This is a genomic window from Acetobacterium tundrae, from assembly GCF_008086615.1.
GTDB classification, from domain to species: Bacteria; Bacillota; Clostridia; order Eubacteriales; family Eubacteriaceae; genus Acetobacterium; species Acetobacterium tundrae.
This window is the reverse complement of sequence record NZ_RXYB01000006.1, coordinates 102,257-121,290: the sequence shown is the minus strand read 5'-3', so window position 1 is coordinate 121,290 and position 19,034 is coordinate 102,257. Positions and strand designations below refer to the sequence as shown.

At 42.0% G+C, this 19,034-nt stretch carries 12 protein-coding genes and 1 other annotated feature; of the genes, 1 reads left to right on the top strand and 11 read right to left on the bottom strand.

Annotated features, from left to right (window positions below; translation table 11 throughout):
- Positions 1–35: 35 nt before the first annotated feature.
- Positions 36–1,031 (bottom strand): ABC transporter substrate-binding protein, encoded by a 996-nt coding sequence (locus FZC40_RS06960; RefSeq protein ID WP_148603182.1) that lies wholly within the window; start codon positions 1,029–1,031, stop codon positions 36–38.
- Complete coding sequence (locus FZC40_RS06955) at positions 1,028–2,140, bottom strand: iron-containing alcohol dehydrogenase family protein (RefSeq protein ID WP_148603181.1); 1,113 nt, start codon at positions 2,138–2,140, stop codon at positions 1,028–1,030. The genes FZC40_RS06960 and FZC40_RS06955 overlap by 4 nt, the downstream gene beginning before the upstream one ends.
- 47 nt (positions 2,141–2,187) lie before the next feature.
- Positions 2,188–2,458 (bottom strand) — a binding site (T-box leader).
- 392 nt (positions 2,459–2,850) lie between these two features.
- Here FZC40_RS06955 and FZC40_RS06950 point away from each other — a divergent pair.
- Entirely contained in the window at positions 2,851–3,255 is a 405-nt protein-coding gene (locus FZC40_RS06950; RefSeq protein WP_148566108.1) for a bacteriohemerythrin, read from the top strand.
- A 183-nt stretch (positions 3,256–3,438) separates the two neighbouring features.
- On the opposite strand, the gene FZC40_RS06945 is transcribed toward FZC40_RS06950, so the two are convergent.
- The 9 genes from FZC40_RS06945 to FZC40_RS06905 form a co-directional block, all read right to left on the bottom strand.
- Positions 3,439–5,589 (bottom strand): NHLP bacteriocin export ABC transporter permease/ATPase subunit, encoded by a 2,151-nt coding sequence (locus FZC40_RS06945; protein ID WP_148603180.1) that lies wholly within the window; start codon positions 5,587–5,589, stop codon positions 3,439–3,441.
- 3 nt (positions 5,590–5,592) lie between these two features.
- A complete protein-coding gene (locus FZC40_RS06940; protein ID WP_148603179.1) occupies positions 5,593–7,794 on the bottom strand; it encodes an NHLP family bacteriocin export ABC transporter peptidase/permease/ATPase subunit in 2,202 nt (733 codons plus the stop codon).
- A gap of 17 nt (positions 7,795–7,811) precedes the next feature.
- Complete coding sequence (locus tag FZC40_RS06935; RefSeq protein WP_148603178.1) at positions 7,812–8,636, bottom strand: HlyD family efflux transporter periplasmic adaptor subunit; 825 nt, start codon at positions 8,634–8,636, stop codon at positions 7,812–7,814.
- Entirely contained in the window at positions 8,629–9,771 is a 1,143-nt protein-coding gene (locus FZC40_RS06930) for an ABC transporter substrate-binding protein (protein WP_148603177.1), read from the bottom strand. The genes FZC40_RS06935 and FZC40_RS06930 overlap by 8 nt, the downstream gene beginning before the upstream one ends.
- 9 nt (positions 9,772–9,780) lie before the next feature.
- Positions 9,781–11,484: a B12-binding domain-containing radical SAM protein gene (locus tag FZC40_RS06925; RefSeq protein WP_148603176.1), complete on the bottom strand. Its 1,704-nt coding sequence runs from the start codon at positions 11,482–11,484 to the stop codon at positions 9,781–9,783.
- The gene (locus tag FZC40_RS06920) at positions 11,460–13,211 is read right to left on the bottom strand and encodes a B12-binding domain-containing radical SAM protein (RefSeq protein WP_148603175.1); all 1,752 of its coding nucleotides are present in this window, start codon (positions 13,209–13,211) and stop codon (positions 11,460–11,462) included. Before FZC40_RS06920 ends, FZC40_RS06925 begins: the two co-directional genes overlap by 25 nt.
- A 77-nt stretch (positions 13,212–13,288) precedes the next feature.
- Positions 13,289–13,564: a Nif11-like leader peptide family natural product precursor gene (locus tag FZC40_RS06915; RefSeq protein WP_148603174.1), complete on the bottom strand. Its 276-nt coding sequence runs from the start codon at positions 13,562–13,564 to the stop codon at positions 13,289–13,291.
- 28 nt (positions 13,565–13,592) lie between these two features.
- Entirely contained in the window at positions 13,593–15,308 is a 1,716-nt protein-coding gene (locus FZC40_RS06910; RefSeq protein WP_186843718.1) for a B12-binding domain-containing radical SAM protein, read from the bottom strand.
- A 15-nt stretch (positions 15,309–15,323) separates the two neighbouring features.
- A complete protein-coding gene (locus FZC40_RS06905; protein ID WP_186843717.1) occupies positions 15,324–18,914 on the bottom strand; it encodes a B12-binding domain-containing radical SAM protein in 3,591 nt (1,196 codons plus the stop codon).
- Positions 18,915–19,034: the final 120 nt, after the last annotated feature.

Here is a 19,034-nt window from a genome sequence, read left to right as displayed (position 1 = left end):
TCTCCTTTGAACGTCCGCCGCCCCTGACTCTTTTCTTATTTTACGATGGTTGTTGATTGACTGCTTTCGGCCGGGATCGTCACGCCGATGGCATCTGCGGTTGTCTGATTGATAACTGTACTGGTTGCTTCGACATTGACGGCCGGAATATCAGCCGGTGATTTTCCCTTAAGGATTTCAATAGCCATATCTGCGGTCGCTGCACCGATCGCTTTATCTCCAATTGCGACGGTTGCCAATGCCCCACTGTTAACCATAACTGCTGAACTTCCGTATACCGGTTTTTTCGCTGTTTTAGCTGCTTCGGCCACGGTTGGCATGGCATTCTGAATGACACTGTCGTTCGGTATAAAGATCGCATCAACACCACTTAACAAGCCCTCAATGGCCTGCTGCACTTCGGAAGAATTGGTGACGACCGCTTCTTGAACGGTATATCCCTGGGCTGCCATATATTCTTTGGCCTTATTAACGGTACTGACCGAATTGACTTCGCTGGTGTTGTAAATGATGCCGAATGTTTTAATGCCGGGTGTCAACGTTTTGGAAAGATCGATGATCTTCTGCACCGGAATTGGATTGGATGTACCAGTTGCATTATGGTCTGGTTTTTCCATTGTTGATACAATTCCGGCTTTGACTGGATCCGATACGGCGATGAATACCTGGGGTGTTTGAGACTTCATATTCACAAATGTCTGGGATGCCGGTGTCGCAATGGTTGCCACTAAATCATAGCTTCCATCCGACATTTCCTGAGCAATGGTGTTCAAATTGGATGTATCTCCCTGGGCATTTTTAACCACAATTTCCAACTGATCTTCTGAATAGCCCTTATCCCGGAGTTCCTGAATAAAGCCATCTCTCATATCGTCGAAAGCACCATTTTCAATCATCTGGATGATGCCCACTTTTAGTTTTTTTCCAGTTGTTCCCTTATCAGTCGTCGATGCACTGCAGGCTGCTAATGAAGTTACCATAAATGCAGTCAGAATGACCGCTGTAATTTTCTTTAATAAACTCTTTTTCATTTCTTTCTCTCCTCTTTCTTCTTTGTTTTATTGATGGTTTCCAGCTCCTGAAATGCTGTCTTGAGCATATCCAACGTAATGACATAGGGATTGTGGCGAATATCCGCCATTTCAGTGATTGTTTCTAAATAGGGTGCCATGATGGCCGGATTCAAATCCAAATCTGCCAATGAATGGGGCAGTTTCGACGCACAATTAAATTGATAGACGCGCTTAAATTCCTCTTTTTGCTGATCCACCAGCAACAGAATCAGTACGCCGAAGGCAACAATTTCACCATGCAGATGTTTTTCTTCCTCGAAGTCCGGCATCGATGTCAGGGTATAATAGATTGCATGCGCCAGGCCGCTGTTATAATCAGGGGAATGATCCAGGGTGACCAGAATCGATACCAATGCGGTGGTCACAATAATTGTCAGAATCGTCTGTTCAAAATCCTCATTTGCAATCTTTGCTTCATTCGCTGCCAGTGCACCCAAACCATGTTTGATGACTCCATCGGCACATTGATGGCTGATATGAACCCCCAGGGTCAGGGATTGGTTAAGCGCTTCTCCCCTGGCGGAAATGGATACTTCATAATACTTCGCATAGGTGTCTCCCAGACCGGCCCAAAGATATTTGACCGGCGCCTCCACCAGAATTTTAGTGTTAATAAACGCATGTTTAGGGGGTTCTTTCAAAAATTCCGGTTTTAAAAAACTGCCGTCCGGTTGATACATAATCGAAACACTGGTGCAGGCGGCACAGTTGGAAGCAATTGTGGGAAAGGCGAAAACCGGTTTCTGGATCTGTTCACCGAGACATTTTCCCGTATCCAATACCCGGCCTCCGCCAATTGCGAAAATCATATCCGCATTCTTCACGGCCGGTTCTTTTTTGAGCTTTTCGACATTTTCAAAGGTGCACTCGCCTCCAAAATACACTGGTTTTTCAGCCCAAAGATTGCTTTTCTTCAGAGCTTCATCCAAATATGGTTTCGCCTTTCCGTAACCATGATCACCAACAATCAATACCACCTGCTTGCCATAAGGTGAGCAGATTTGATCAATTTCATCATAGCTTGATTCTCCAACTGAATAATTTGATAAATACACACTGGTTATCATTCCTTTTCTCCTTCCTAAATTTATTCAACAAAAAAAACTCCTGTCCTAAAAAGGACAGGAGTTAAAATTCCTGCGGTACCACCTAAATTGATGTAAATAACCAGCTTATAAAAGTTGGTATCCATCCACTTTAAACGCACTAACATACGCTTTCCTATGATAACGGACGGAAATCCCGTTGAATATTACTCAGCTGCTGCAGCTTTTCTTTTCACCCTCATGAATCCATTCACTATTGCGATTACTGTTGCATTCACACTCTCTGCAACTCACTGAAGCATCTTTCAAACAGCTACTATTTTCAATCAAAAGTTTATTTTTTTAAGTGAAAACATAGTATCATAATTTACAAACCTTGTAAAGTCTAAATTATGATTTTAGGCTATCGAACAATGAAATTTCGAACAAATAATGATTAGAGTGTCAAAAACACTCTAATCATTATTTTATCTGAACTTCGCCTCTTTGTCAAAATGGTGTTGGGAGTTTAATAGCTACTGAACAAACAGCAACATCGCTCCCCTTCGCGAAATTCACCACCGTCTATACATCGTCTGGTTTTCATTTCTTGAAACAGATGATGAAACAGGTATACTGTTTCATCATCTGTTTTTATATTAAAATGAATTTTATATTAGAATCACTCTTGATTTATTTTTTATTCATAGTATACTTAATATATTAATTTCAATCACTAGGAGGATTTTAAAATGGCTATTGTATGGACTCCTAACCTGTCCGTGGGCGTGGAAAATATTGATTCTCAGCATAAAGTATGGTTTGAAAAAGCTGATCAGCTGTTTCAAGCTGGTAAAAAAGGGAAATCAAGTGAAGTTGTGGTTCAAATGTTTGATTTTCTTGATGATTATACCAAGCAGCATTTTCATGATGAAGAAATGTATATGCAAAGTATTCGCTATCCGGAGATCGAGTCGCAAAAAACGGCTCACAAGAAATTCATTGCGGATCTTGCCAAACTGAAGAAGGAGTATCAGACCTCTGGGGGTAATATTACCTTGATTATTAACGCCAACCAAATGATTATTGACTGGCTGACCAAACATATTTCAAATATGGATAAAAAAATTGGCATTTACGCTAAAACACTTAAATAAGAATAGGATAGTGGATAGTGTGGCTTATGTTGTAAAAGAGCCTTCGATGATAAGATAATTTTGGTGTCGTAAGCCAATCCTAAAAAACATAGCGGGCGATCCCAATGGACATCAATTTTATCACATACAGCACTGAAAAATAAAGAAGCTGTTGCAATTAAAAAATTGCAGCAGCTTCTTTTATCAAAGCAGTTGCCTTTTTGCGTATTTATAAAAATAGGACTTGTTTTTCATCAGTTCCTCGTAGGAGCCTTCTTCAACAATATTTCCTTTTTCAAGAACCAAAATCCGGTCGCAATCCAGAATCGTGCTGAGGCGGTGAGCAATGACAAGGCGGGTCGCATCCAGATTTTTCATGCTTTCCGAAACAATCTTCTGGGATCGGTTATCCAGGGCGCTGGTAGCTTCATCAAAAAAGATGATGGCTGGGGTGGCCGCAATGGCTCTGGCGATTAAAAGTTTTTGCCGCTGCCCCCCTGACAGGGTACCTGCACCTTCGGCCACCATGGTTTTAAGACCCATGGGCATTTCCCGGATTTCCTCATCCATCCCCACCTTTTTAAGCAATTCCCAGACATCGTCTTCGGTTAATTCCTTCTTTGAACCAGCAATATTGGACAGGATATCCCCCGGAATCAACTGGCTGTCCTGTAGCACGACCCCCATCTGTTTTCTGATTTCCCGGATATCCACACTTTCTAAATCATAACCCCCACAGTAAATATTGCCGTTTGTTGGTTTTTCAAAGCCGAGAAGCAACCGTAAAAGTGTTGATTTGCCACTCCCTGACGCCCCTATAATGGCCACATATTCACCATGCTTGATACTGATGGAAATATTGTCCAGTATCGTCGGTCCTCCTTCATAATAGCTAAATCTCAAGTGCGTGATTTCGATATCTCCCAGAATTTTCCCCGGGGTGGTTTTAAACGAATCTACTTCCGGGACACCATCGATAATAGGCTTTGTATTCTCATATTGGGGAATTACACTATTTACCGCAATCAGCGCCTGAACAAGGCCTAATAGAGATGAAATAAAAATTACAAATGCCGAATTGATGGCGACAAAATCCCCGGATGAAATGCTGTTAATACTCACATAATAATAAATGACACACATGCACAAGGTTGGCAGCGCAATGGTTGACAAACGCAGCAGTGCCGTAAGTTTGCCTCTTTTATACTCAACTTCCCGCTGCGCCGCATACTCATTGACCCATTTTAAATAGGCCCGACTTTCGGCACCGGCCACTCGCAACCGAGAAACTGAGGTAATCAACTCCAAAACCATTCCTGAAATGTTGTTAGTCATTTTAATCGACTTTCGCTGACATTTCATCTGCATTTTCCCAATAATCAGCGTTAAAAAAACACTGAGCGCAGTTAAACCCATGGCGATAAATCCAATCGTCGCATTAATCGAAAAAATATAAAATCCATTGACAATCGAAAATGCAGTCGTAATAATCATCGTGATCACATTAACAGATAGTATTTTTTGAATGGTTGCAAATCCGGTTGCCCGAAGTGCCAGAGCCCCTGATGAATACTGCTTGAAAAAAGAAGCAGACAGGGACAGCAGTTTATCAAGCAGAGAATTCTGTAAAATCGACAGTTTACCCTGAATTCTCAGAATACACAAACTTTGAACCATTGTAAACAAGCCCCGACTGACTGCAACAGCCACCAGTATTAAACCCACGACCAAAATGGCGATGGACTGGTTTTGGGGGATCCAGACGTTAAAGGCCTGCTGCATGGCGATTGAAGGCAGTAGGGATAAAAGCGAAGCCGCCACCGCTAAAACAATCATCCCGATAAAATCTCTTCTTTGAATCAGCTTCGCTCCCAGTTTCACCATTTTCCTGAAGGATACGGGCTCTTTAGGCAGCGGCGGATAAAAAACATAAGCATCCGAAAGCTCAAAACTTCCATCAACCTCTTTCTCCTCGCCCTCGTAAGTCTTGCATTTATAACGGGTTGACGAAGACGGTATCAGCGCTACTGCCGCCCCTTCTTTGGTGAATGCCAAAATGGGGCCGTTGTCATTTTTGTACCAGTCATCTTTCAGTTCCACTGATCGATAGCGAAAACCGGATTCCTCGGCAATCAGTTTGAACTGGTTCTCGCCGCTGTACAGCTTTCTGAGCGGCGGGATCTTCACCGCGATTCCCATGGCTTCGGCAACTTTAACAACAGCGGAAATCAGGGGATTGTCTTCCAGTGTGACAGATGACGTTTTTTTCGGGGATAATACTTTGTCAAATGCTTTTTTTGCACTCTTTTCGTATTTTTCCTTTAACTGTCTCATTTCTTCTAATTTCTTTGCCATGGTCTATCCCTCGGTTCTAATGAGATTTGCATACTCACCGCCCAGTGCCAGCAGTTCGTCATGGGTTCCTCTTTCCGCCACTTCTCCGCCGCTTAAAACAATGATTTCATCACAATCGCGAATCGTTGACAATCGATGTGCCACCAGAATGGTGCTGATTCCTCTTTTTTTAATATTCTCACTAACCTGGGCTTCCGTTGCTGTATCCAGGGCGCTGGTGGCTTCATCCATAATCAATATCCGCGGATTTTTGCACAATGCCCGAGCAATCTCAAGCCGCTGCCGCTGCCCACCACTCAAGTTTTTCCCCCCTTCACTTAAAACATATTCAAAGGCATTGGGCAGTGCCAGAATATCTTCATAAATACAGGCATCTTTTGTGGCCTGTATTACATCCGCCACTGGAATGGTTTCATCCCACATGGTGATATTATCCAAAACCGTCGCCGAATACATCACGATTTCCTGATCTACGGAACTCATGGTGTTGTATCTCAGCTCCGCGGGAATATCTTTAATGTTAATGCCGTCAATGAGTATTTCCCCGCTCCACGGTTGATAGAGCGTGGTAATGGTTTTTGCAATCGTTGATTTTCCGCTGCCGGATGACCCCACTAAAGCAATGGAGCCCCCTGCTTTTAGTTTTAAATTCAGGTCTTTTATGATCGGTTTTGATAAACGGTTATAACCAAAAGTCATATTTATTAACTCGATTTCCCCATCCAGCTGATCGCAGTCAAAACCGTCCAGAGAAATTTTTTCCGTTTCCAGAGCAATATCTTCCGGATATTTTTCAACATCATCCAGCCGTTGAATGTCGGCGATCATCCCCTGTAACGCGGCACTGGTGCTGACCAATTCACTCATCGGCTGGGTAAATCCTGCCATCAGGGTGTTAAATGCGACAAATGTACCAATGGTCATCGTTCCCATTAAAACAAATTCACCCCCAAACATAAATATCAAAGCTGTCAGGATGCTTGTCAGCAGGGTTGGCAGTACCGATATAATGGCTTCCATTCCCCCCATACGCTGTTCCACCGCCAGTGTTTCGGCACTGAGTCCCGCAATCCGCGTGAAGAAATTGTCTTCCTCTCCAATCGACTTAATCGTTTCAATTGATTTCAGATTCACCATGATCCAGCCAATGGATTTTCCCTGATACTGGAGCAGTACCCGGTTGTTGTCGGCATTTTTTTTAGCCGTATACTGGAGCAGCACAATATTAACGGCAGTAATGATGATACCGATTAAAGTTAACGGAACATTATATTGAAATAAAAGGATTAAATATAGCACCGCGGTGACTAGATTAACCAGTATACGCGCCAAATTGCTGGATAAAGCTGTTGCAATCGTATTGATGCTCTGCATTCGGCTGTTGATGTCACCGGATTGCCGCTGGTTGAAAAACTCCACCGGAAGTCTCAGCACATGACGCAGATAGTCTCCGGCACTGTTGATGGCGATATAGTTTTCCATTCGCACCAAAGCATTTTCTTTTAACCAGTTGAGAATCGCCTGGAGGATCACCGTATACAATAAAATACCGATAAAAATCGAAATATCAAACAGCTCCGAGTTACTTAAATAATAGTCCACAAATATTTTCGCATAATTTGCAATCACTAAACCTGGAATAACCAATAAAACCCCGATAATTAAAACATAGATCAATGGCGAAATACCGCTTTGAGAAAGCCTTTTAAACAGTGCTTTCCATACAACCGGTTTTTCTCCCGACTTAGTGAATTCTTCGCCCGGACGTGATTCGATGACCACCCCAGTAAACATTTTTCCCAGTTCTTCCTGGGAAATCACTCGCTTTCCTGAAGCCGGGTCGCATAAATAGACCTTATCGTTTTTAAATCCTTCCAAAACAACAAAGTGGCTGTAGTCCCAGTGAATAATCAATGGCATTTCCATATCCTTTAATTTATCCACCGTACATACAAATCCCTGGGCCTCTAAGCCATAAAGCCGGGCCGTTCTGGCAATGTTTCCGGCTTTTACACCGTCTCTGGAAACACCACAATCAATACGCAGCGTTTCCAACGTTTCATATCTACCATAATAGGCTAAAATCATGGAAAGAGATGCCACCCCGCATTCGACAGCCTCCATTTGCAGTACTACCGGCACTTTCGCTACTTTAGGCAGTTTTTGTTTCTCATCCCGACTTTTCTTGTGTTCTTGATTCGTCATGAGTCCTTTCCGCCTTTCTAGGAGATAATCAAATTAATCAGATAATATTTATCTGTGAAAATGGTTGTTTGACAGGATGTTCCTATTTTTATTTGTCCATTAAAACCATTGTTGTCTTTTGTCCATATATAAGTTCCTTTATCATCAACCTTCGGATCGATAATAATTTTCATTTGAAGAGGATTCTGAACATTTTCAGTCGCCTTGTTAATTTGAACATTTCGAACAACCCCTTTTAAATATCCATATTCGGCAGTAGGCGCTGTTTCAAGTGCGATATAAACCGCATCTCCCGACTGAATGGTCTGAGCCGCTTCATAAGTGGAATAGGCAATAATAACCGATGGGGTGTTTTCACCTTCTGTTTTTTCAATCTGGCAGAAAACCGCGTTTTTTTGCAGCGTTTCGCCTTCCTGATAGTTAAGTTCTTCAACAACGCCACTTTCCGTTGCATAAATCATGGTTTGACGTTTGACTTTGCTTTTTTCTTCGTCCGTCAACCCAATCCCTGTGGAAAATTCAGATCCCAGGCTCTCCATTGTAACCACACCCAGCAAATCCCCTTTATTGACATAATCGCCTTCGGAAACAGTAATTTCTGTCAAAACGCCTTCATTTTGACCCACTACTCCAACTGCACCTTCTCCATAGGCTATTGTTGCAGCCATGGTTGTTGTGATTTTTATGGGTACGGTGACTGAAAAAATAACCACGCCGATTAAAAAAATCAGAATTCCCAATAAAATGAGCAAATTTTTAGGACCGATAACCGTCATTAATGCCGCCTGCTCATTTTTCTTTGTGCTTTTATCTTCTTTTTTTTGAAAGATGGATTTACTCACTGCTTTGTCCTCCCACAGTCGGCTTGTTGTTTTTCACCAATTGATTTCCGACATAGGTCTTTTGGAATACCGGAATACCACTGACAAGCCGTTTATCGAAGCTTACGGTACCATAAAGAGTATCAAAACTGTTATCTGCCAAAACTTTTTTTATCTCTTCCACATCAAGACTCTGGGCCTTGTTTGCAGCATCTGCCGCTAGATGCAAAGCAAAATAGGCCTGTGCAGCCGGTAAATCAGGGTCTGTCCCAAAAGCACTTTTGTAAGCCTTTATGAAATCAGCCTGAGGACCTGCTTGAGCGTTATTGTCGAAATAACTGGTCACCTGGATAAGATTTTTCGTACTTTGGGGAATCGTATAAGATTGGATTTCAATATCATAACTGATATAAATTGGTCGGGTATTTCCGGTTTTATCCAAATCATTAAACAGGGTGGTAATATCATTCTCAGTACAAGCGGATACAATGGCCTGTGCCCCGAGGCTATCCCATTTTTTCACGTAATACCTGAAATAATCAAGATTTGGCAGATAGGAAACGGCATCCACAATTTCAATTCCTGCCGCCGTGGCATATTCTTCGAAACTCTGCATATAATCTTTTCCATAGGTATTGCCAGGACTATGAACAAACACTACCTTGCTGATACCTTGGGCAACTATACTCTGAACCATTTCATTAGCCATGGAATTTTCTGAAGGAGCACAAAGATAGGCCCCCTCGTTTCCTGAAAGATTTATTTTCGAAGTGGCGATTATGGGTGAAAAAAGGATTTTATTATTCCGCTGATAAATACTGGCCACTTTCAGCACATCATCAGTGCTTCGATGACCGATCACAATGGGAAAGTCATCATTTCCCGCCACCATTGTGGCCACTTCAACAGCCGTATTAGTGTTATCTCCGTCATTAACATAATTTACTTCAATATTTCTATTCAGGATACCTCCCTGTTCATTGATTTCACTGGCTGCCAGCTTCAGGCCGTTGGCAAATGTCGCCCCGTAATCTTCAGAAAATGGATAAATGGCATCCACTGACAGGGTCCCGGTGTCCGACGTTTTACCGGTACATCCGCAGCAGATCATCCCACATATTAGCATAACTGATAGTATCATTAGATATTTTTTCATAACGCTCTCCTAAATAAACTCAGAAAATAGAATCAGATAATGGTCACTCATTTTCGTCAACAACTTATTCATGTTCTCGGAAGACAGCTTCAGTTTGTGCGACATCTCTTTTACAGAAAATCTTCCTGAATACTTAAGTATGTCCAGCTCGATCTGATTCACGGCCTTTATATCCAGCATTGAAAAAGCAGGGATTTTTTGAATGATCCAGTTGTCTTTTTCTGCTTTACTTAATTCATACCATTCTTTTAAAAGGCCATCATATTCAATGAGTTTTGAATAGTAATGAAACATCACTATATTTTTAGCATAGATATATTTAAAGTATCCTCCTGCAATGCCATATTTTAGAGCCAGTTGAAAATCCTGCTTGATCCGTTCTTTTGGGATAAGCCCTTTTTCAAACTGTTCCTTCATTCTTTGGGAAATTTTTGTAATAAAACGGGAACGACCCATGCAGACTTCTGGCAACGAAAGTCCCCATGTATGATTTACCGGAAAATCCTCAAAGGATGTGATATAGTCACGGTCCTCCAGCACAATCCGAAAATCTTCGGGATGATTATAAATTTTTGTTCCCGGCAACGGCATGATAAAGGTTGTTGATAAATCCAGGAGTCCCGGTGCTAAATTCAAAAGTTCCAGAACTGCTTTTGTTGTCTCTTTAAGGGTTTCTTCTGTTTCAAAGGCACCGCCAATGATATAATTTCCGGTTAACTGGGGCAGTCCTTCCTCATAACAGATTTCCACCACTTTTTTGATATCCTCCGGTTTTGCTTGTTTGCCATAGGCCTTCAGTACTTCTGCCACTCCCGATTCCATGCCGATCTGCATGCGAACCATGCCTGAGTCGATCATCTCCCGGATCAATTCCGGATGCTTCACCAGAAATCCGGGATGCCCTTCGCAAAACCATACAAAATCATGCTTTTTTCGAAGCTCTCTTAATCCAGCCAGGAGCAACTTCAACCTATCAGTATCCGTCGTCAGGGTATCATCGGTGAAAAATAGATACCGTGGTCGGTGACTGTTTGACAAGCGCTGTTCGATTTCTTCTAACACATCCTCAACCGGACGCATCCTCAATTTTTTCGAATTGCCCCCTTCAAAACAGAAAGCGCAGCGGTAGGGACAGCCTCTGGCTGTAATCACTGATAGAAGCGGCATTTCCCGATAATCCAAGACATCCTCATTACACGGCAATTCGTATTTTGAAAAATCATTTATCTGAACATAATCTGCTTTTTCACCCGATCTTATTTCTCCCGGAACAGCCGCTTCGCCGCCTGTAACTTTTCCGTTTAGCCACTTGAGAAGGGTTTCTTCTCCTTCCCCTTTTATAATGGCATCCGCTTGGTAAACATCTAAATCTGTTGCTGTCATATGACGGGTATGGGGACCTCCCAGCACAACATAAAAGTCATAGTGGCTCTTCAGGTATTTAATCATCGACGCCACCGCCGATTGATTGTCAAAATCACAATAAAAACAGATTGCAAAGAGATTGTCTTTCATTTTCTCGATGGTTTTCACCGTGTCGGTGGTAATCCCGGTATAGGCGTTCGCATCAAAACCATGGGCATTGAGTTGGGCCGCCAGGGTTAAAATTCCCAGATTTTCAATCATTTCAAAGGTCCGGCCTCTGATCATTCGCTGGGTATAGATGAGTAAAACTTTGGGTTTTTCTTTTATGGTTTTCGATATAAAATCCACTTATTTCCCTCCATTTTATCCAGGGATCGCTCTGCTTCCGTATAGAAATTAAGATTCTGCCCCTGCGGATCGAGATTCTTTCTGCCCTGACGCAGCACTTCTTTTTTTGAAAGCCTTCCATTGCACAGCTTCAATAGCGTATAGTCAGTTTCATCCAGAGTCTTGTCAAAAATCTTTGGTTTTTCTCCGCTCACATCCGTATACAACCATAATTCAAAAGTTCGATGAACAATAGCCGCTTCTTCAGCTTTTCCCAATTGATCATTTAAAACATACTCATCCGAAGCGCGCATTTTCCAGTAGGCATCATCAATGGGAATATTTTTATAGACATAATCATTCCATCGCGTAAAAACGCCGTATTCCCGACCTAATCGGTAGGAATCCAGAATCACTGCTTCGGGAATTTTTCCGTCAAAATAAATTCTGCGCATTTCATTCTGGAGCCGCTTATTAGCCTGCAACCGAATATTTGTCAGATCAGTAAAATCCAGCTGTGCTGTTCTGGAAAGCGGAATATCTTCATTGCAGCAGTCAATCAGCTCCTCATAAATTTCCATCCCAAATTTCTCCGGGTTAAGGGTGATCGGCGTTTTGGGATAGGGTAGAAATGAAAAATAGGCGGTTTCGAATTGTCCCGGGGCATCGTAGAGAAGTTCCATAATTAAGTCTTCGGATTCTTGAATGGTTTCCCGGGTTTCATGGGGACCTCCGATAATAATGTTGCCGGAAATGCCATGAATGCCCGATTCAACGCAATGATTAATCACATTCACTGCCATTTTTCGGGTGATTTTTTTGTTGTAGCTTTTTAAGACCTGATCACTTCCCGATTCCAGGCCAAAAAAGATCTTCTTTAAACCGGCATCCGCCAGATTCTTAGCCATATCCCGATGCTTGTCGATGGTTGAAATATGAGCGCTGGCAAACCATACAAAGTCATAGTCTGCTCTGATTTTTTTTATTTCATCGCAAATCTGATTAACCCGTTTATTATCTAAGGTAAAGGTATCATCTAAAAAATTAATATAGTTAATGGCCGGATTTCGCTCAAAATTCTCCCGAATCTCCTTCATCAGTGAAGGAACCGAGTGACGGCGCACCCGCTTGGCATTGGCCCCTTCATAACAGAAGGTACACCCAAAGGGACAGCCCCGTCCGGTTAAGATGGGTAGCAGTCCGTAATATTTATAGTCGTTGGTCAGGGTTATATCCGGCCAGGGAATATCGTCTAGGTCTTCTGGCGGCTTTCTAGGCTCGGTTTCCACCAATTTTCCTTCTTCATCCCGAAAAATAATCCCCCGGATGTCTTTCAGCGCTCCTTTTTGCTCGATGAAAAAATCCATTAATTCCAGAATGGTTTCTTCACCCTCTCCAATACAAGCGGCTTCTATGGATGCTTCTTTTAAAAATCCGGCATCCATCCCCGCAGTCTGAGGCCCTCCCGCCAATAAAGAAACTTCCGGAAAAAGCTTCTTCACTTCTTTAGCAAAAATTGTCACCCAATGAATGTTGTTGAAGTCGCAGTAAAAGCCAATGATTTTGGGTTTGTCTTCTTTTTCCATCAATTCTTTGACGTAATTCATGGCTTCTTTTGCATAGCCCTGAAACATCTGGACCTCATAGCCTTTATTCGTTAATAATTGAGTCAATATATTCATTCCCAGGTTGCTCCCCGGAATATAGCCGCTGACATAGCGATGTGATTTGATCAATAATAGTTCCATCTTCCACCTATCCCCCTTGAACTGCTGACTGCAACTTTCTCAGTCAGTACTTCGAAGGGGAAAATCCCCTTCTTTTTTTATGACATTCTTGCTGTTTGGGTTGCTGTAAATGCGTAATCCACACCTACAATACTTAAACCGCCGGCAGCCTGATCCAATTGATCATCACTAATTGGTTGTTTCTCTTTTGCTTCTTTAAAAGCAGCCTTAAATTCGTCTGCTTTAACGGTGTAACCCAATTTTGTAACAATCGCGTCAAATTCTGCTTCTGTTTTAGCATTATTAATTTGTTTTGCCAATGCTTCATCTGTTAATACTTTTGCAGCCAATGCTCTTGCACCATCAATACTCATATTATTCCTCCTTTCCAAAGTATTTTGGCTAAATCGTGAAATGAGTCAGCCAATATTTAAAATTAAATTGATATAAAATATCAACAAATTTTCCATGAAATTCTGCCTGATTTTTATAAGCGGTTCCAAATTTTGAATAAAGTTCGGTTTTAATATCTCCCAGGCTTCTTTTTCCGGCACAACGTAAAATCAACTCATATTCCAAAGGCGAAAGAGCCATGCCATCTAATATAGGAAACCCCTGGGTGAATGTCATCGTGCGCCATAATTCAAAAGTTCTTTGGGGATAATCTCTGAAGAAATCCAGTGATTCTTCAAAGGCTTGTCCTTCATTTAAGTAAAACACATAGTAGTATTCATAGGCTCTTGGATTGGCGGAAATTTCCTCAAACCATCGGCTTCTGATTCCATAGTTCAACGCGGCTTTAAACTGTTTCATCACTACCGCTTCTTTTAGGTCATGGTTTTTTATTTTCTTTTGCATACTTTGTCTAATGACCTTATTTAATTCCTGTCGGTCTTTCATAACCTGATCCTGATTTTTTCCCTTTGGTGTTACAAAGGGGTAGTCATCACCACAAAGGCAGCCCTCTTCATCATGCAGTTGTAAATTGAATTTTTCCGGATTTTCAAGTATCTGTGTTCCCGGATAAGCTCTTAAAAATCCGGTGATGATGTCAATCACACCCGGGGCCTGATTCATCAGCGTTTCGATAAGTTTTGCCGTGGATCCGGCTTTCTCTTCAGGTCCTCCCACAATAAAGTTGGTGGCAATCTGGGTGAGACCAGTATCTGCAGCATAAGTAACAAATTCAATGATGTCCGCTATGTTCACATGCTTGTTATATTGGTCGATGACTTTTTGATCCCCGGACTCAATCCCAATTTGAAGACGGATGAGTCCAGCCTCGATCATGGTTGGGAGGATATCCATCCAATCTTTTATTCGACCCACATGGCATTCACAATACCAGACAACATCACGTTTTTTTCTGATTTCCTTCATACCTTCGCAGAATTCTTCAATCCGCTGTCGGTTAATCGTAAAGGTATCATCCATGATAATAATATAGTTTAAACCGGGATTGTTATTTAAATTAAGTCGGATTTCTTCCAGCACCAATGGCATGCTTCTGAGCCGAACTTTCTGTTTTCCGGGACTGGGAGCACAGTAGGCGCATTGATAGGGACAGCCTCTGCCGGTAAAAATCAACTTGCCGTAGGGATGATTTTTATGGAGGGAACAATGATAGGCCGGTAACGGCAGACTATCCAGATCTTCAATAATTTCAGGCGACTCTGTTTCAACAAAAATGTCATCTTTGATCGTGGCCAATCCTTTGATACCGCTTAAATCACCCTGGGGCTTTAAAATAGCATCCAAAAGTTTAGGCAATGATACTTCACCTTCACCTCTTAAAATATAGTCCACGTTACTTTTTTCCAAAAAATCTTTTTTTAGCCCAATACTTTGGGGACCGCCAACAATGATGGGGATGTTCCACTTATCTTTTATCTTTTTTGCCAGGTCGGCAATCAGTTGAACATTGTCAAAGTCACAGGAGAAGCCCACTGCATCGGGCTCATTTTTTTCAATCTCACCGATGAGTTTTTCAGGGTCTCCATGAAAAACCAGTGGTTCAAATCCTTCTCTTTCAAGAACCCCAGCCAAATAAAACAACCCAACATAATCATGAGCATTTGTTTCGTATTTTTTTGATACATTACAAAGGAGTATCTTCATTTTCTTACCCATTTTCTAAAACGGAACAACAAGAAGCCAATATTTTTTATCAAAAACTTTCAACGTTTCAATCAGTCGTTCCATAAATTCATCAAAATTTTCTCCAAAGGGTTTTCCAAATCGGTCAAAGAGTATTTCAGCAACGGTTTTAATGGTACTTTTGCCGGTACAGTATTTCATCACTTCATATTCAAACGGAGATAGTGCTTCTCCCCACAAAACCGGGTAGCCCTCGGAAAAATCAACATCCCGCCACATTTCTATCATCCGCTGTGGTCGCCAGTTGGACAGCTCCGCCGGATCCACATCGATAATTCGGCTGGCTGATTCTCTTGCCAGCATCGTGTAATAGGCGGTTAAAGTTGGTTTGTGATGGGAAATTATATTAATCCAGTATTTGGGACCTCTGGATCCCATTGATTTTTTATAACATCTTAAAATAACCTCATGACTTAACTCCCCGTTATTGAGCATGATTTTAACCTCATCTACAAAGCTTTGGAGGTATTCCTGATAGGCTCCCATAATTTCCCGGCGGTCCATTGTTTCACTATCCATAATCGGATAATCAGAAATGGAGCCAAGACCCTGTTCATCGTAGATAGTTAACCCATATTTTTCAGGATGCAGACCGATATCGGTCATGGGATAGGGCATCACAATACTGGGAGCAATTTCCATCATTCCCGGACCCAGACGCAGCAGTTTAGCACCAAAAGCCTTGTTTTTTTCAATGTGTTCACGGTTTTCAAAGGGTCCCCCAACCAACAGGGCTCCAAAAACCTGCTGAACTCCGGCATCATAGGCTGCTTTAACAACCGTTTCCACCATTTCTGGGGATATATTTTTCCGGTATATCTTCAGCATGTCCTTATCCGCCGACTCAATACCAATTTGAAGACGGTTGAGGCCAGCGTCTACCATAACTTTTAACACTTCCGGCCGTCTGCTTAAAGATGCTACATCGGCTTCACAATAGAACTGAAAGGGTTTAATTGCTTGAAGGGCCTTTGCCTCTCGGCAGAAATCATCCAGCCACTTGGGATTGGTGACCAGCGTGTCATCACAGAAGTTAAAATAATTGAGTTCCGGATATTTAAGCAGAAAATGACGCATTTCTGCTATGACGTTTGCCACACTGCGCTGACGCATGGGCCGTTTCAAGGCACCTTCATGGCAAAAAACGCAGTGGTATGGGCATCCCCGGCTGCTCATCAGATAAAGACTGGAGTAATCGATGGGAGTCATGCTTTTATCATAGGCTGGGAAGGGCAGATCGTCGAGGTTCTCAATAACCGGACCTTCCCCCCGGTCGATGCATTCATTTTTCTCATTGATATAGAAAATTCCAGGAATCTCATCCAGATTCTTGTTTTCTTTTAAAGCATCCAGAACCGCCACCATCGCCAGTTCGCCCTCGCCACGAACAATGGCACATGCCTTTGACTGTCTGAGATAATCTTCATCCAGAGAAATAGCTTCAGGCCCGCCAATGAGCACGGGAATGTTAAACGTTTCGGTAACGGTGGCACTTACTTTTTTGGCCACATGTTTGTTTTCAAAGTCAACCGAAAAACCAATCCCGCAGACTTCCTCCCGATTAAATTTTTTCAGAAAATCGATGGTCTGGTCCGGACGGCATTCGCATACCGTGGCATCATACCCTTTTGAATCAAGATAGCTCGCCAGTCCATAGATCCCCAGGAAAGCGCCATTTCTGCTGAAGCCGGCAATTTCCATACCAATGGTTGATAATTTAAAAAGGATGACCTTGTTTTTCACTGTACTTTCCACTATTTTCTCCTGTTTCACCCATTCTTTATCTTCGTCTTTCGCTTTTAGGGATCCTGACAATACACACATTCCCACGGATTCCAGTTTTTTGATGGTCTCCAGGAGATAGAGTTTAAATTCCTGTAAATTTTCAAAGTTCTGTTCATGTTTTTTAAAGAGTAGTTTTGCCATTTCGTTCATGGTCAGCTTGCCTGAAGTATATGTTAGCACCTCGAATTCAAAGGGTGAGTAAACAAATCCGTTTAGAACCGGAATTTCAGCTGCCAGCTCTGGTGTCAGGGACAGCAGCGCAATGCGCTGGGGATGGGTCTCAAAAACTGATTCTGAGTCATAGTCTTTGATGAGTTTATCGCCCCGGATTCGGGCCTTATATTGGGCATCGAAATAAGGATAACGGGAATATGCCAGTCCCTGCCACATACCGCTAAGGCTATATTTTTCACTGAGTGCATAGCTCTCAAGAATCACCTCGTCGGGAATTTCTCCATCACTGAGCATTTTTCGCATGAGCTTGATATTTTCTTCGAAAAATTCATTTCTGGCAGCACAGATTTCCTCGATACTAAGCGTTTCAGTTTCAATCACAGGAAAATCACCTACTGACGTCAAGGCTTTTTCATCTTTCACGAAAATTCCAAAAGCCTCTGGATTCTTTGACATAGCGGTTTCTGGAAAAGGCATATAAAAGGTGCTGACCACCTCCACCATTCCCCGGCCGGCTCTGATCATTTCATTGACTGTATTGAAAGTATAATCCAGGGTTTCCCTTGTCTCCAGAGCCCCTCCAATGATGATATTGCCCACCAGCTGGGGCAACCCAGCCTCTTTGCAGATTTCAATGACCTTGAAAAGATCCTCTCGTTTTATTTTTTTATTATAAATATCGATGATATGTTGATTACAGCTCTCAATGCCTATTTGCATCCGGACCAGGCCAGCGTCAACCATCATTTTTACAATTTCCGGATATTTATAGACGATATTCACATGGGCATCGGCAAACCAAACAAAATCATGTTCTTTTCTTAAGTCTCTGAGTTGCTCACAGAAATCCTTTACCCTTTTTTTATCCAAAGTAAACGTATCATCTCCGAAAAAGATGTATTTCACGTTGGGATTCTGTGAAAGCCGACAGCGTATTTCCTTCATCACGCTTTCCACACTGCGACGCCTGACATTTTTACTGTTTGCACCCTCATAACAAAAAGAGCAGTGGAAAGGACACCCTCGTCCTGACATGACTGCCATATGATTAATTCCCTGATGCTGGGAGGATTTAATTTTGCCTGTAATAATCGGTAGTTCGTCTAAATTCTCGATAGCCGGATAAATACCATTATCATAATAGGTTCCGTCTTTTCTGAATGAACACATTCCTGGAATCTTTTCCCAATTTTCTTCGTCTTCGTTTTCAATATTTCTGATAATCTCGTAGAGGGAATACTCGCCTTCCCCTCTGGCAATGCCGTCTGCCTGGCTGGTTCTTAAAAAGCCTTCACCTAAGCCAACTGTCTGGGGACCGCCAACAAAAACATAGGCACCATATTTCTTTTTTATTTCCTGTGAAAAGCTCTCAACTGCTGACTGGTTTTCATAATCGCAATACAAAGCCACTACTGTATTTACATCACAACCAGCAGTTTTGAGAAATTCCAGTCCTCTTAACAGTTCTCCAGAAAACACGGCAACTTCAATACCTTTGCTGGCCATCATTTCAGCTAATGACATATGGCCAATGGGCTCAATTTGAGTGATTGAATGGGTTCGCGTTCCTCTATGAATAAGCATCAGCTTCAGATTAATCGTTTTCAATATTTGCCTCCCAATTGTATTCTTTGTTTTTAGTGCTCCCTTTAAAGACATAATTAATTTATTTTTTTCATTTTATTCTATTTTGGTAACTTTGTCTATTGTTTATTTGTTAATTTTTCA